The sequence below is a fragment of the Stenotrophomonas sp. YJH_SMC_6 genome (genome assembly GCF_059371335.1).
Genome location: NZ_JCAFUM010000013.1, coordinates 18,672 through 31,163, shown reverse-complemented (window position 1 = coordinate 31,163; position 12,492 = coordinate 18,672). Strand labels below are relative to the sequence as shown.

Annotated in this window: 18 protein-coding genes and 1 tRNA gene; 10 read left to right on the top strand and 9 right to left on the bottom strand. The window is 66.4% G+C overall.

The features are described from left to right. Positions 1–119 precede the first annotated feature (119 nt). The 4 genes from pheT to AC5P9N_RS15480 all read left to right on the top strand — a co-directional run bounded on the left by pheT (position 120) and on the right by AC5P9N_RS15480 (position 3,310). Positions 120–2,501 (top strand): phenylalanine--tRNA ligase subunit beta, encoded by a 2,382-nt coding sequence (gene pheT, locus AC5P9N_RS15495; protein WP_099484388.1) that lies wholly within the window; start codon positions 120–122, stop codon positions 2,499–2,501. A gap of 27 nt (positions 2,502–2,528) precedes the next feature. Continuing rightward, complete coding sequence (locus tag AC5P9N_RS15490) at positions 2,529–2,828, top strand: integration host factor subunit alpha (protein WP_005410432.1); 300 nt, start codon at positions 2,529–2,531, stop codon at positions 2,826–2,828. Next, positions 2,809–3,165, top strand: a complete 357-nt coding sequence (locus AC5P9N_RS15485; protein ID WP_005410431.1) for a MerR family transcriptional regulator — start codon at positions 2,809–2,811, stop codon at positions 3,163–3,165. Before AC5P9N_RS15490 ends, AC5P9N_RS15485 begins: the two co-directional genes overlap by 20 nt. Positions 3,166–3,233: 68 nt before the next feature. Continuing rightward, positions 3,234–3,310 (top strand) — tRNA-Pro (locus AC5P9N_RS15480). Between the two features lie 64 nt (positions 3,311–3,374). On the opposite strand, the gene AC5P9N_RS15475 is transcribed toward AC5P9N_RS15480, so the two are convergent. The 3 genes from AC5P9N_RS15475 to AC5P9N_RS15465 are packed head-to-tail and all read right to left on the bottom strand — an operon-like array spanning position 3,375 to position 4,761. Next, a complete protein-coding gene (locus tag AC5P9N_RS15475) occupies positions 3,375–3,815 on the bottom strand; it encodes a GNAT family N-acetyltransferase (protein WP_012480872.1) in 441 nt (146 codons plus the stop codon). Next, positions 3,812–4,255 (bottom strand): DUF6713 family protein, encoded by a 444-nt coding sequence (locus AC5P9N_RS15470; RefSeq protein ID WP_229298681.1) that lies wholly within the window; start codon positions 4,253–4,255, stop codon positions 3,812–3,814. The genes AC5P9N_RS15475 and AC5P9N_RS15470 overlap by 4 nt, the downstream gene beginning before the upstream one ends. Further along, the gene (locus AC5P9N_RS15465; RefSeq protein ID WP_065183991.1) at positions 4,252–4,761 is read right to left on the bottom strand and encodes a DUF3011 domain-containing protein; all 510 of its coding nucleotides are present in this window, start codon (positions 4,759–4,761) and stop codon (positions 4,252–4,254) included. The genes AC5P9N_RS15470 and AC5P9N_RS15465 overlap by 4 nt, the downstream gene beginning before the upstream one ends. Positions 4,762–5,004: 243 nt before the next feature. Here AC5P9N_RS15465 and AC5P9N_RS15460 point away from each other — a divergent pair, with 243 nt between their 5' ends. Then, a complete protein-coding gene (locus tag AC5P9N_RS15460) occupies positions 5,005–5,400 on the top strand; it encodes a hypothetical protein (RefSeq protein WP_033833235.1) in 396 nt (131 codons plus the stop codon). Positions 5,401–5,424: 24 nt separating this feature from the next. Here AC5P9N_RS15460 and AC5P9N_RS15455 read toward each other — a convergent pair whose 3' ends face one another. Further along, positions 5,425–6,117, bottom strand: coding sequence for an aspartate/glutamate racemase family protein (locus AC5P9N_RS15455; protein ID WP_005410426.1), 693 nt, complete (start codon positions 6,115–6,117; stop codon positions 5,425–5,427). Between the two features lie 156 nt (positions 6,118–6,273). Between AC5P9N_RS15455 and AC5P9N_RS15450 the strand changes: the two genes are divergently transcribed. Together AC5P9N_RS15450 and AC5P9N_RS15445 are read left to right on the top strand one after the other, a co-directional pair. Beyond that, positions 6,274–6,915 (top strand): LysE family translocator, encoded by a 642-nt coding sequence (locus tag AC5P9N_RS15450; RefSeq protein ID WP_005410425.1) that lies wholly within the window; start codon positions 6,274–6,276, stop codon positions 6,913–6,915. Positions 6,916–7,009: 94 nt separating this feature from the next. Next, positions 7,010–7,183, top strand: a complete 174-nt coding sequence (locus AC5P9N_RS15445; RefSeq protein WP_005410424.1) for a DUF1328 domain-containing protein — start codon at positions 7,010–7,012, stop codon at positions 7,181–7,183. Between the two features lie 22 nt (positions 7,184–7,205). Here the strand turns inward: AC5P9N_RS15445 and AC5P9N_RS15440 are convergent, their stop codons facing one another. The 4 genes from AC5P9N_RS15440 to AC5P9N_RS15425 form a co-directional block, all read right to left on the bottom strand. Continuing rightward, positions 7,206–7,538, bottom strand: a complete 333-nt coding sequence (locus AC5P9N_RS15440; protein ID WP_005410423.1) for an SMR family transporter — start codon at positions 7,536–7,538, stop codon at positions 7,206–7,208. A 13-nt stretch (positions 7,539–7,551) separates the two neighbouring features. Beyond that, complete coding sequence (locus AC5P9N_RS15435; RefSeq protein ID WP_012480869.1) at positions 7,552–8,124, bottom strand: TetR/AcrR family transcriptional regulator; 573 nt, start codon at positions 8,122–8,124, stop codon at positions 7,552–7,554. Positions 8,125–8,212: 88 nt separating this feature from the next. Then, a complete protein-coding gene (locus AC5P9N_RS15430) occupies positions 8,213–8,446 on the bottom strand; it encodes a DUF1653 domain-containing protein (protein WP_059034964.1) in 234 nt (77 codons plus the stop codon). Positions 8,447–8,458: 12 nt separating this feature from the next. After that, on the bottom strand, positions 8,459–8,743 hold the full coding sequence (locus AC5P9N_RS15425) for a hypothetical protein (RefSeq protein ID WP_005410420.1): 285 nt from the start codon (positions 8,741–8,743) through the stop codon (positions 8,459–8,461). A gap of 403 nt (positions 8,744–9,146) precedes the next feature. Between AC5P9N_RS15425 and AC5P9N_RS15420 the strand changes: the two genes are divergently transcribed. The 3 genes from AC5P9N_RS15420 (at position 9,147) to AC5P9N_RS15410 (ending at position 10,410) form a co-directional block, all read left to right on the top strand. Further along, a complete protein-coding gene (locus AC5P9N_RS15420) occupies positions 9,147–9,353 on the top strand; it encodes a hypothetical protein (protein ID WP_005410418.1) in 207 nt (68 codons plus the stop codon). Positions 9,354–9,531: 178 nt separating this feature from the next. Further along, entirely contained in the window at positions 9,532–10,038 is a 507-nt protein-coding gene (locus AC5P9N_RS15415; protein ID WP_243898032.1) for a DUF3011 domain-containing protein, read from the top strand. A gap of 168 nt (positions 10,039–10,206) precedes the next feature. Continuing rightward, complete coding sequence (locus AC5P9N_RS15410) at positions 10,207–10,410, top strand: hypothetical protein (protein ID WP_005410416.1); 204 nt, start codon at positions 10,207–10,209, stop codon at positions 10,408–10,410. Between the two features lie 95 nt (positions 10,411–10,505). On the opposite strand, the gene dxs is transcribed toward AC5P9N_RS15410, so the two are convergent. Next, positions 10,506–12,413: a 1-deoxy-D-xylulose-5-phosphate synthase gene (gene dxs, locus AC5P9N_RS15405; protein WP_012480865.1), complete on the bottom strand. Its 1,908-nt coding sequence runs from the start codon at positions 12,411–12,413 to the stop codon at positions 10,506–10,508. Between the last annotated feature and the right edge of the window lie 79 nt (positions 12,414–12,492).

Sequence of the window (12,492 nt, the reverse complement as noted above, 5' to 3'; positions counted from 1 at the left end):
CCGCAACCGTGTAGAGCCGAGCCATGCTCGGCTGCTTTCTGGATGGACGCCTGCTTGCGCATGCGCTGGGCGACCCCAAAAACCGCAACGGGAGGCACGCCTCCCACCAGGGTGACACCATGAAATTCTCCGAAAACTGGCTGCGCAGCCACGTCCCGACCTCCGCCTCGCGCGATGAGCTGAGCGCGGTGCTGACCGCCATCGGCCTGGAAGTGGAAGAAGTAACCGCGCTTGGCGAAGGCCTCGATCACGTGGTCGTGGCACGCATCGTTGAAGCCGTGCGCCATCCGGAAGCCGACCGCCTGCAGGTGTGCAGGGTCGATGCCGGGCAGGGCGAACTGCTGCAGATCGTGTGCGGCGCACCGAACGCACGCCCGGGCCTGGTCGCGCCGCTGGCGATGGTTGGCGCGCAGATCGGCGAGCTGAAGATCAAGCCGGCCAAGCTGCGTGGCGTCGAGTCCAACGGCATGCTCTGCTCGGCCAAGGAGCTGGGCTTGGACAGCGATGCGTCCGGTCTGCTGGAACTGCCGGACGATGCCCCGATCGGCCAGACCCTGGTCGAGTACCTGGGCCTGCCGGACGCCAGCATCGAGATCAAGCTGACCCCGAACCGCGCCGACTGCTTCAGCCTGCGCGGCATCGCCTACGACGTCGCCGCCGCCACCCGCAGTGAAGTGCTGGACTTCGCGGCCGACGCCATTGCGGCTGTCGGCAGCCGTGAGCTGGCCATCCAGCTCGACGCCGGCGCCGAAGCGCCGCGTTACCTGGGCCGTGTCATCGAAGGCGTCAATGCTGCCGCCAGGACCCCGCTGTGGATGGCCGAGCGCCTGCGCCGCAGTGGTGTGCGTCCGGTCTCGCTGCTGGTCGACATCACCCAGTACGTGATGCTGGAGCTGGGCCAGCCGATGCACGCGTACGACCTGGGCACCCTGCAGGGCAGCATCGCCGTGCGCCGTTCGCGCGCGGGCGAGACGCTGAAGCTGCTGGACGGCCGCGATGCTGCGCTGGACGACAGCTTCCTGGTGGTCACCGATGCTGACCGTGCGGTCGGCCTGGCCGGCCTGATGGGCGGCTTCGACACCCGCGTCACCGACGCGACCACCGCCGTGTTCCTGGAAGCCGCGCACTTCGCGCCGGCCGCGATCATGGGCCGTGGCCGCAAGCTGGGCCTGCACACCGATGCCGGCCATCGCTTCGAGCGCGGCGTCGATCCGGCGCTGCCGCGCACCGCGATCGAGTACGCCACCCGCCTGGTGCTGGACCTGGCCGGCGGTACCCCGGCACCGGTCACCGAGGCCGTGCGTGAAGCCGATCTGCCGCAGCCGGCGACCATCGTGCTGCGCCGCGCCCGCATCACCCGCGTGCTCGGCATCAGCATCGACGATGCCGAAGTCGAGCGCATCCTGCGCGCGCTTGGCATGGACGTGGTTGCCACCGCCGAGGGCTGGCAGGTCACGGCGCCGAGCCGCCGCTTCGACATCGCCATCGAAGAAGACCTGATCGAAGAGCTGGCCCGCATCCACGGTTACGAGCAGATCCCGACCACGCTGCCGGGCGGTGCCTCGCGCGTGGCGATGCCGAGCGAGACGCAGCTGGACGCGCTGAGCGTGCGCCGCCAGCTGATCGCCCGTGACCAGCAGGAAACCGTCAACTTCGCCTTCGTCGACGACGCGCTGCTGACCCAGTGGCAGCTGCGCGACGGTCTGGTGCCGCTGGCCAACCCGCTGTCGGCGGAACTGGCGGTGATGCGTCCGTCGCTGTTGCCGGGCCTGGTCGCCACGCTTGGCCGCAATGCCGCGCGCCAGCTGGGCCGCGTGCGCCTGTTCGAGATCGGCCGTGTGTTTGCCCAGCAGGGCGGAGACGGCCAACCGGCGCCGCTGGAAACCCCGCGCGTGGCCGCTGCGGTCTGCGGTGAGGCGCAGGCGGTGCAGTGGGGCCTGCCGACCCGCAAGGTCGATTTCCATGACCTGAAGGGCGACCTGGAATCGCTGGCGGCTGCCAGTGGCGCGCAGCTGGAGTTCCGTCCGTCGGCCCGCGCCTACGGCCACCCGGCGCGTTCGGCCGAGGTGTTCCGCGATGGCGTGGCCATCGGCTGGATCGGCCAGATCCATCCGCGCCTGGCGCGGGCGATCGAGATCGAGGCCGACGTGTACGCCTTCGAGCTGGACCTGGAGCCGCTGACCGCCCGTCGCCTGCCGCGTGCCGGCGAGCTGTCGCGCTTCCCGGCGGTGCGCCGCGACCTGGCGTTCCTGGTGCCTGAGCAGGTGGCCTGGGCCGACCTGGCGGCGACCGTCCGCCAGGCCGCCGGCCCGCTGCTGCGCGACCTGAACCTGTTCGACCGCTATGTTGGCCAGGGCGTCGAGCCGGGCTTCAAGAGTCTCGCTATGGGCTTGATTTTGCAGGACAAGTCGCGCACTCTGACGGACCGCGACGTGGATGCGGTGGTGGCCGAGGCGGTCACTGCCATCGAGCGTGAACACCACGCCCGGATCCGCGGCTGAGCGGGCAGCACTCGGGGGTAGCAGGCAATGGCATTGACCAAGGCGGAGATGGCGGAAAAGCTGTTCGACGAAGTCGGTCTGAACAAGCGTGAAGCCAAGGAATTCGTCGACGCGTTTTTCGATGTGCTGCGTGAAGCATTGGAACAGGGACGTCAGGTGAAGCTGTCGGGCTTCGGTAATTTCGATCTGCGGCGCAAGAACCAGCGCCCGGGTCGCAACCCCAAGACCGGCGAGGAAATTCCGATTTCCGCCCGTACGGTGGTCACCTTCCGTCCGGGCCAGAAGCTCAAGGAGAGGGTGGAGGCTTATGCTGGATCCGGGCAGTAACCGCGAACTACCGCCGATCCCGGCCAAGCGCTACTTCACCATTGGTGAGGTCAGCGAGCTGTGCGACGTCAAGCCGCACGTCCTGCGCTACTGGGAAACCGAGTTTCCCAGCCTTGAGCCGGCCAAGCGCCGAGGCAACCGCCGCTACTACCAGCGCCATGACGTGCTGATGGTGCGGCAGATCCGCAGCCTGCTGTACGAACAGGGCTACACCATCGGTGGTGCCCGCCTGCGCCTAGATGGCCCCGATGCCCGCGAGGAATCGGCGCTGAGCAACCAGATCATCAAGCAGGTGCGCATGGAGCTGGAAGAAGTGCTGCAGTTGTTGCGCCGCTGATCCCATTTCCATCGTAATCCGCTATACTTCACGGCCCGCCGCACTGGCGGGCACATCGCAGCATCAGTCGGGGCGTAGCGCAGCCTGGTAGCGCATCTGCCTGGGGGGCAGAGGGTCGTCGGTTCGAATCCGGCCGTCCCGACCACTGTGATGAATCAAGGAGCCTGCGCAGCAATGCGCGGGCTTTTTTGTGCGTTCTGTAGATCTGATCAGTTTTCCGCGAAGCGGTAGATGAGTTCCGGATCGCCTTCATCCAGGCCATGCACGATGCCGCTGCCCACGAAGCCGGCGGCAGCGAGCAGGCGTTGCATGCCCGTGTTGGAGGCATTGGTCGAAGTGAACAGCTTGCCGCCACCGCGCCACCTGATCGCGTGCCGCAGCAGGATGGCGCCGATGCCCTGGCTGCGCTGTTCGCGCGCCACCATCAACATTTCAATGAAGGCTTCGCCAAAGAAGTGGTGATGGATGACCAGGTAGCCGACGATCTTGCCGTCCTGCTCGGCGACCTGCACGACGCCGTGCGCCAGCCAGTCGGCAATCTGCATGATCCGCCGTGGATCAGTGGCTGCCACGCTGTCGAGCGCGATCAAGGCATCTGCGTCCTGCGGAATGCCGTCGCGCAGGTGCGGAGAAGAGGACGCCCGGTTCATCGCGGGCGCAGCTTCAGCAACAGGCCGCCACCCGACACAAAGCAGGCGAGCAGGACGGCAATCGACAGCGGCAGGTGGAATTCACTGCGACCGAACAGGGCAAAGGCCAGATGGATCAGTGCCGTGCCAATGCCGAGTCCCCCGCAAGCCAGTGCATAGCTGCGCGCCGTGGATGTGCCCAGCACGATCTGGCGATAACCCCAAAGCACGGCGCCGACTGCGAACAGGTTGAACAGCAGGAAGCCCTGGATGCCACCGGGGACATGGAACATGGCCCATTCCTGCCAGAACGCAGCGTCGATCTGATGCAGGATCAACGCCAGCAGCGTCGCCAGATACCATCGTTCCATGTCGTGCTCCCTGCCGTGCAGGCCATAGTCTATCGACTCCGCCTGGCGCGCACGCCTGCTCGATGCAGCCAGCGCGCGGCCGGCAGTCAATACACACGAAACTCGGCACGGCAGCCGTCGCTGACCCACACCCCACGGCGGTCCCAGCCCCAGTTGCGGTCCTCGATGCAGGCTGTCACCGATTTCTGCCTGACCAGCCGTACCTCATGGCGCACGCGAATCCGGCACTCCTTGTCCTTGTTCTCGTAGGACTCGCAGACCAGGCGTTCGCCCTCGTTGTCGCGATCACGGCTGCGGCCACGTCCCGGCCAGCGGCCGTGTTCGTCGGCGACGAACTCGGCGCGGCAGCCGTCGGTCACCCACAGCATGCGCCGGCTCTGGCCCCAGTTCTGGTCTTCCACGCAACGGGTCACCGACAGCTGCCTGGCCAGGCGCATCGGTCCCTCGATGGGGCATTGCTCGGTCTTGTTGAACTGGGATTCGCAGCGCAGCGCTGGAATGTGATCAGTGTCGTAGTCCTGGGCGGCCACGGCGGTGGCGGTCAGCAGCAGGGCAAGGGCGGCGCCGGTGATCGGCAGCAGCGGGCGAAGGGTCATGGGGGAGCCTCGGGCGGGGATTCGGGCGGCAAGAATGACCCAGCACGGGGCCGTCGGAACGCATCGTTCCGGAAGCGGCTCAGGAGGGATTTAGTAGTGCGCACCAGCCCATGCAGAGGCTTACATCCCGTATCATCGCTGCACATCCGATCGCATCGGTTTACACCTTCTTACATGTCTTCCACGCCTGTCGGCGCAGCCTGTGGCTGCCGTCACTGGTGTGCGGGCGGCCTGCGGGGGAGGATGCGCGGACCACGACGACCACAGGGGGTTGCGTTGATCAGCAGTACCGTCATTCATCGCTCGGCCGACGCAGGTGGCGCCGAGGTGCGGGTCCTGGACACTACGTTCAAGGGCAAGCATGTGTTCGTTGCCTGGGGGCTGCGCGGGCCGGAACTGACCCGCAGCGCGGACCCGGCTGCCACTGTGGCTGCGCGCAAGGCATTGCATGCTGTTGCCGGGCATAGTGAAGGGCCGCGCAGCCCGGAAGTGTTCATCGCCAACCAGTCGGCGGTGGCGATCACGATCTATCGGCTGCTTACCGAAGCACGCTCCGGTGACGCCATCTTCTTCCTGTGCGATTCACCGGCGGTGGTCGAGTGGCTGATCACCGCGCTGGAGGTGCAGGGCGCGGACTGATTCCGCGCTCCTGCGCGCATTGATTCAAGCCAGGGCCGTGTCCACGGCGGCCCGCGCATGCAGGGCGGTGGTATCGAACAGCGGCACTGCACTGTCCTCCGGGCGTACCAGCAGCATGATCTCGGTGCAGCCAAGAATGATTGCTTCGGCACCGCGCGCCACCAGTCGCGCGATCACGCCGGCATAGACCTGCCGTGAGTGCTCGCTGACCACACCAGCGATCAACTCCTGGTAGATGATGTCGTGCACGCTGCGACGATCATCGGCTTCGGGTACCAGCACCTCCAGCCCGAAGCGATCCTGCAGCCGGCCGCGGTAGAAGTCCTGTTCCATGGTGAAGGCGGTGCCGAGCAGGCCCACCTTGCGTGCGCCTGCCTGCACGATGGCCTGGGCGGTGGGGTCGGCGATATGCAGCAGCGGTAGCGTGCAGGCCGCCTCGATGCGATCGGTCAGCTTGTGCATGGTATTGGTGCAGATCAGCAGCAGGTCGGCGCCGCCCGCCTGCAGGCGCCGCGCGCCATCGACCATGTGGTCACCCAGGGTGTCCCAGTCGCCCTCGTGCTGCAGCTGCTTGATGCCGGCGAAATCCACCGACCACAGCAGCAGCTGTGCCGAGTGCGCACCGCCGAGCCGCCGCCGTACCTCCTCGTTGATGAGCCGGTAGTACTGGGCCGAGCTTTCCCAGCTCATGCCACCGATCAGGCCAAGGGTCTTCATGCGCCGCTCCGTGCCAGGAGCCCTCATTGCAGCACAGATGGTGCCCGGTTGCCGATGGCGGCGATCTGTAACCACCACATCCGTGCTGCGCTGTGTGTGCCGCGCCAGGCCCGGCGCACTCTATGCTGGTTGGATCTTCTGAAGTGGATGTGCGCTATGGCCCTGCATACCTGGTGGTGGTTCCTCGCCACGGTGTTCGTTCTGTGTGGTACGCCGGGGCCGAACATGCTGCATATCCTCGGTCGCAGCGTCGGACTGGGGTTCCGTGGCAGTGTGCCGGCGATGGCCGGCTGCCTGCTGGCGATGCTGCTGGTGCTGGCGGCCTCCGCAGCAGGCCTGAGTGCGCTGCTGCATTCCTCGCCGATGCTGTTCGAGGTGCTGCGCTATCTGGGCGTGGCCTATCTGGCCTGGCTGGGCCTGAAGGCATGGCGTGACAGTTGCCGGCCGGCACCGCCGGTGACGGTCGATGCTACGCCGCCGGTTGCGGCCTCGCTGGGCGCGTGGAAGGTGTTCCGTGGTGGCCTTCTGGTGGGCCTGAGCAATCCCAAGCTGCTGCTGTTCGCGGCGGCGTTCCTGCCGCAGTTCGTCGACCCATCACGCGGCCAGGCGCTGCAGTACAGCGTGCTGGTGGCCACCTTCGCCGCGTGCGAACTGTTCTGGTACGTGATGTATGCGGCCGGTGGCCATGGCCTTCGCCGCTGGTTGGCCAAGCCGTTTGCGCGACGCTGGTTCGAGCGCCTGGTGGGCAGCGTGTTCCTGGCGTTTGCCGTCGCGCTGCTGCGCTTCCGTCCGCGCTGATTCACGCCGCGCACGCGGCCTGTTCACGATTGCCGCATCGGCCACGGCCTAGCCTGATCATCCAGTACGCAGTCCCCGCAGGGAAAGGTTTGACATGATCAAGTGGGCCATCATCTTCGCCGTCATCGGTGTGATCGCAGGCGTGCTCGGCTTCGGTGGCATTGCCGGTGCCGCGGTCGGTATCGCCAAGTTCCTGTTCTGGGCCGGCATCATCATCGCCGTGGTGCTGTTCCTGCTCGGCATGACCGTAGCGAAGAAGGTCAGCTAGCGTTGATCGCGCAGCAGCGTGCTCAGTGCGCGCTGCTGCGCGAGAACAGGTTGATCACCAGTACGCCGGCGCAGATCAGGCCGATGCCGATCAACGCCGGTGCATCCAGGCGCTGCTTGAACACCACCAGCCCGATCAGTGAGATCAGCACGATGCCGACGCCGGACCAGATTGCGTAGGCGATGCCGGTCGGGATCGACTTCATGGTCATCGACAGCAGGTAGAAGCACAGCCCGTAGCCGACCAGTGCGCCCAGTGTCGGCGCCAGCCGGCTCATGCCGTCGGATGCCTTCAGCAGTGATGTGGCAATCACTTCCAGCACGATGGCAGCGGCAAGGTAGAGGTAGGGATTCATCGAGCGCTCCAGCTCACTGCGGGTCGCACAGTTTCAGGGCCTGTTCGGCCATGGCCAATGCATTGGCACGTTCTTCCTCGTCCAGCGGACGCCCATAGGCCGTGGCCCAGTAGCCATCGGCAGCGCAGCGCGCCGCGTACAGCCGTGGGTCGCCGGCTTCGCCAGGGAACTCGGCCAGCATCGCGCGCTTCCAGTTGCGCCAGTGCGCAAGCAGGCCCGGTTCCATCAGGTTGCCCAAGGTCAGGCCGATGTCGTTGTCCTGCTCCTGCTGCAGCAGATGCTCGAAGTTGGCCTGCACATAGGCGCGGCTGAAACGGCCATGGCCTTCGGGGTTTTCCTGCAGCAGGGCGCGCACGCGCGCTTCGAATTCTCCAATCAGCGCTCCGATGGCTTCATCCACCAGCACCTGCTTGCTGCTGAAATGATGGAACAACGCACCCTTGCTGACACCGGCGGCCTGCGCGACGTCCTGCACGGTCAGCGCGGCCAGGCCGTTACGGCCGATCACTTCAATGGTGGCCTGCAGCAGTGACTGGCGCACGCTGTCGGGCGCCTTGCGGCGCGAACGGGAGGGGGATGCGGACATGGCGGGAAGAAACCGACTGGACGGTACGATTGTAACGCAGGCCCGCCGCGTTACCGCGCGCTGCCGGCCATGGCCGGCAGCGGAACCCTCATGCGTCGACGCGGGCGAAACGCGGTTGCGGTCCGTGCTCGCCGGGCACCTGCTCGACGAACATGGCGTACGGGCGTACCCACAGGCCACCTTCGCCATACAGCGCGCGGTACAGCACCATCGGCTGCAGGGTCTCGCTGCTGCGGACGATGTCGAGCACTTCGTACTCGCCACCCTTGAAGTGGCGGTAGCGGCCTGTGGCCAGGGTGGGGAGCGGACTCAGCTCAGCCATGGGCGGCGCGACTCACTTGCGCGCCGGGCTGGCCGGCTTCGCGCAGTAGGCATCGATGGCTTCGGCGGTGTTGGCCAGGCCCTGTGCCTGCGCCAGTTCCCACGGACGTTCGCAACGCTGGCTGTGCTCGCACCACTGGTAGCCGGCCGAACCGATGCAACCGTGGGCATCGCGGTCGCCACCGACCTTCGGCGTGGCGGGTGAAGTGGCCGCCGTATCGGCACGCGCAGCGGCCTGATGCTGGTTGGCACAGGCGGACAGCACCAGCAGGGCTGGAATCAGAAGAAGCGCTTTCATCGGCCGGGCTCCGTGCCTAAAGCGACAGTGTCTGTCGCAAATAGCCCTGCAGCAAGCGCTCAGTGCATGGCGGCGCGGATCAGTTCCTCGATCAGCACGAGGTAGCTGGCCACGAAATAGAACTTCAGCAGCGTCCAACGCTGCTGCGAGAAGAAGGTGCGCATGTGGAAGGGGCCCCTGTTGATGACGGTAGTGTGAAGCCCAGCTGACTCCGTGACAAGAATCACGGAATGAACAGGCTAAATGGACTCAGGGATGTGAGGGCAGGCAAGGGCTGACCGGAGGGCGCGGCATTTTCGTACAAATCTGATGGGCCACCCCTGAGGTGATCGCTAGCCTGAAGGTGTACCGGCACGTGGACCGTCCGCCTGCCGTCGCATCCTTCCATCCGCAGGAGCCCCTCATGGTCATTACCGTTCAACGCAACGCCCGGCACTGGTCCGTGCTGGATCCGCAGGTGCATGACGCAACCCGATATGCGCGGGGCGCCGAGGCTTTCGATGTCGCCGCGGCGCGGGCCCTCGAGCACCACCGTCGCACCGGCCAGCGCAGCACGGTGCGGGTCGAGGCGCTCGGCAGCGCGGTGGATGCCCTGCACGTAGGAGACTGACGCCGGTCGTTGCGTGCAGTCAGCTACGGTTGCGTTGTTTGAATGGGGAAAAACCGGCGTCACGCGCCCCCCTGTGCGCCGTGCCGGGAATCCCGGATGCTTGCGCCATCGTATTCATCTGGAGATCTCGATGGGCAAGGCACTCACCTAGCGTACCCTGGCCTGCACCCTGCTGCCGATGCTGGCGGCGGCGGGTGGCGCCCAGGCGCAGAGCTATGGCTACGGCTATGAAGATGACCGCTACGGTGGCCGCGAAGGCAGCGGCATCGTGCGCTGCGAGTCGATCAAGAACCGTAGCAACGAGTGCCGTCTGGAGGGCCGCGCGCGGATGATCCGCCAGTTGTCCGGCTCGCCGTGCGTGGAAGGTGAGACCTGGGGCCAGTCGCGCTATGGCGTCTGGGTGACCCAGGGCTGCCGCGCCGAGTTCGTCGGCGAGTACCGTCGTGGCGGTGGCTGGGGCAATGGGGGTGGCTGGGGCAACGGCAACGGTTGGGGCGGCGGTGAGGTGATCACCTGTCATTCCAATGGGCATCGCCAGGAGTACTGCGACGCCCGCATCCGCCGCGGCGTGCGCCTGGTTCGCCAGGATTCGCGCAGTGCCTGCATCGAGGGCCAGACCTGGGGCTGGGATCGTCGTGGCATCTGGGTCAGCGACGGCTGCCGGGCACAGTTCCAGGTGAACTGAGCGTGCCCCTCTAAAATCAGAAAAATCTGATACAGCTCACATTTTGAATTGCCGTATCTTCTGCGATCAGGGCATCTCTGTGTGTCCCTGATCTGTTGCGACGATGCCTGCCGTGATCGGCAGGAATGTCCCGCTACCGTCGATACGCTGCCTCAAGGAGTGAGCCGCATGTTGATCCGCCTGCAATGCGAACAGCGCCAATGGCGCGTGCTGCATCCGGACCGGCCGGAGCCGATCGATTTCCGCGACGGTGCCCGCGCGTTCGACTTCGCTGAAACCCTGGCGCGCCTGCACTTTGTCGATACCGGGCAGCGCGCTGCCGTGCGCGTGGAAGCCAGCGGCGCCTTCGTGGAAGCGGTCAGCTACGGCTGAGGGCGGGGGTTTCCGGCCAGATCCTGTTTCCGGGCCCCGCTATCCACGCAAGGTAGATCCACGCCATGCGCGGATCCACTGGGTGGCAATCGGCCTCAGCCCGCCGCGCTCAGCGGCGGGGTACCTGTGACAAGCTGCGGCCAACGCTTGAGCACGGCCGCACGGATGCCCGCGGCGTCGATGCCTGCTTCGGCCAGCAGGTCCTCGCGGCTGGCATGGTGCTGGTAGCTGTCGGGCAGGCCCAGGTGCAGGATCGGGCGCAGCACGCCTTCGGCATTGAGCAGCTCGCCGACGCCTGAACCGGCGCCACCGGCCACCACGTTGTCTTCGATCGTCACCAGGCCCTCGTGCTGGGCGGCGACCGCCAGCACCAGCTCGCGGTCCAGCGGCTTGATGAAACGCATGTTGACCACGCTCAGGCCGAGTTCGCGGCCGACCTGCTCGGCGGCGGCCACGGTGCTGCCGAAGGCGAGCAGGGCAATGCGGCTGCCCTGCAGGCGCAGTTCGCCCTTGCCGATCGGCAGGGTGGACAGGTCGGTGCCGGCTGCAACGCCGGTGCCGGTGCCGCGCGGGTAGCGCACGGCGGCCGGGCCCGGGTGCTGCAGGCCGGTACTGAGCATCTGCCGGCACTCGGCTTCGTTGGACGGTGCCATCACCACCAGGTTGGGCACGCAGCGCAGGAAGCTCAGGTCGAGGTTGCCGGCATGGGTCGCACCGTCCGGGCCGACCACGCCGGCGCGATCGATCGCGAACAGCACGTCCAGGTCCTGGATCGCCACGTCATGTACCAGCTGGTCGTACGCGCGCTGCAGGAAGGTCGAGTAGATCGCCACCACCGGCTTGCCACCCTGGGTGGCCATGCCGGCGGCGAGGGTGACCGCATGCTGTTCGGCAATCGCCACGTCGAAATAGCGCTGCGGGTATTCCTTGCTGAAACGCACCAGGCCGGAGCCTTCGCGCATCGCCGGGGTGATGCCGTACAGGCGGGGCTCGGCGGCGGCGGCATCGCACAGCCAGTCGCTGAACACATCGGTATAGGTCGGCTTCTTGGCACCGGCCTTGGCCACCAGGCCCTTGTCCGGATCGAACGGGCCCACGGCGTGGTAACCGATCTGGTCGCCTTCGGCCGGCTCGTAGCCCTTGCCCTTGGTGGTCATCACGTGCAGCAGCTTCGGGCCCTTGGAGGCGCGCAGCGTCTTCAGCGTGGACAGCAGGGCGGGCATGTCGTGGCCGTCGATCGGGCCGGTGTAGTGGAAGCCCATCTCCTCGAACATCGTGGACGGCACGAACATGCCCTTCCAGTGTTCTTCCCAGCGCTTCACGAAACGCGCCGGGTTGTTCTTCTTGTCACCGAGGATCTTCTTGCCGCCTTCGCGCAGCGCATTGAGCGTGCGGCTGCCGGTGGCACGGCCTAGCATCTTGGTCAGGCCGCCGACCGCCTCGGAGATCGACATGTTGTTGTCGTTGAGGATCACCAGCAGGTTCGGTTCCGGGTCCATGCCGCCGGCGTGCATCAGCGCTTCGAAGGCCATGCCGGCGGTCATCGCACCGTCACCGATCACCGCCACGATCTTGCGGTCGTCGCCTTCGGATTGGCGGGCAATGGCCATGCCGAGTGCCGCCGAGATCGAGGTGGAGGAGTGGCCGACGCCAAAGGTGTCGTATTCGCTCTCCTCGCGCTTCGGGAATGGCGCGACGCCGTCCTTCTGCTTGACGGTGTGGATCTGGTCGCGGCGCCCGGTCAGGATCTTGTGCGGGTAGGTCTGGTGACCGACGTCCCAGACCAGCTGGTCGACCGGAGTCTGGTACAGGTAGTGCAGGGCCACGGTGAGTTCGATCACGCCCAGGCCGGCGGCGAAGTGGCCACCGCTCTTGCCCACCGATTCGATGAGGTAGGCGCGCAGTTCGTCGGCAACCGCCCTCAGTTCGGATTCGTCGAACGTGCGCAGGTCATCCGGCGTCTGGATGCGCGCGAGGCGGGGATAGCGGGCAGAGTCGATCATCATGTTCGCACTTTTTCTGAATGCCCATTTTCGCCCTCAAACGGGGGTGGGGCAAGCAAACGCCGCCGTCCGTGACAGG

Bases quoted from the DNA above. Each gene is read 5' to 3' on its own strand.
- pheT (WP_099484388.1), top strand. From the start codon at position 120: ATGAAATTCTCCGAAAACTGGCTGCGCAGCCACGTCCCGACCTCCGCC.
- AC5P9N_RS15490 (WP_005410432.1), top strand. From the start codon at position 2,529: ATGGCATTGACCAAGGCGGAGATGGCGGAAAAGCTGTTCGACGAAGTC.
- AC5P9N_RS15485 (WP_005410431.1), top strand. From the start codon at position 2,809: ATGCTGGATCCGGGCAGTAACCGCGAACTACCGCCGATCCCGGCCAAG.
- AC5P9N_RS15475 (WP_012480872.1), bottom strand. From the start codon at position 3,815: ATGAACCGGGCGTCCTCTTCTCCGCACCTGCGCGACGGCATTCCGCAG.
- AC5P9N_RS15465 (WP_065183991.1), bottom strand. From the start codon at position 4,761: ATGACCCTTCGCCCGCTGCTGCCGATCACCGGCGCCGCCCTTGCCCTG.
- AC5P9N_RS15460 (WP_033833235.1), top strand. From the start codon at position 5,005: ATGCGCGGACCACGACGACCACAGGGGGTTGCGTTGATCAGCAGTACC.
- AC5P9N_RS15455 (WP_005410426.1), bottom strand. From the start codon at position 6,117: ATGAAGACCCTTGGCCTGATCGGTGGCATGAGCTGGGAAAGCTCGGCC.
- AC5P9N_RS15450 (WP_005410425.1), top strand. From the start codon at position 6,274: ATGGCCCTGCATACCTGGTGGTGGTTCCTCGCCACGGTGTTCGTTCTG.
- AC5P9N_RS15445 (WP_005410424.1), top strand. From the start codon at position 7,010: ATGATCAAGTGGGCCATCATCTTCGCCGTCATCGGTGTGATCGCAGGC.
- AC5P9N_RS15440 (WP_005410423.1), bottom strand. From the start codon at position 7,538: ATGAATCCCTACCTCTACCTTGCCGCTGCCATCGTGCTGGAAGTGATT.
- AC5P9N_RS15435 (WP_012480869.1), bottom strand. From the start codon at position 8,124: ATGTCCGCATCCCCCTCCCGTTCGCGCCGCAAGGCGCCCGACAGCGTG.
- AC5P9N_RS15430 (WP_059034964.1), bottom strand. From the start codon at position 8,446: ATGGCTGAGCTGAGTCCGCTCCCCACCCTGGCCACAGGCCGCTACCGC.
- AC5P9N_RS15425 (WP_005410420.1), bottom strand. From the start codon at position 8,743: ATGAAAGCGCTTCTTCTGATTCCAGCCCTGCTGGTGCTGTCCGCCTGT.
- AC5P9N_RS15420 (WP_005410418.1), top strand. From the start codon at position 9,147: ATGGTCATTACCGTTCAACGCAACGCCCGGCACTGGTCCGTGCTGGAT.
- AC5P9N_RS15415 (WP_243898032.1), top strand. From the start codon at position 9,532: ATGCTGGCGGCGGCGGGTGGCGCCCAGGCGCAGAGCTATGGCTACGGC.
- AC5P9N_RS15410 (WP_005410416.1), top strand. From the start codon at position 10,207: ATGTTGATCCGCCTGCAATGCGAACAGCGCCAATGGCGCGTGCTGCAT.
- dxs (WP_012480865.1), bottom strand. From the start codon at position 12,413: ATGATCGACTCTGCCCGCTATCCCCGCCTCGCGCGCATCCAGACGCCG.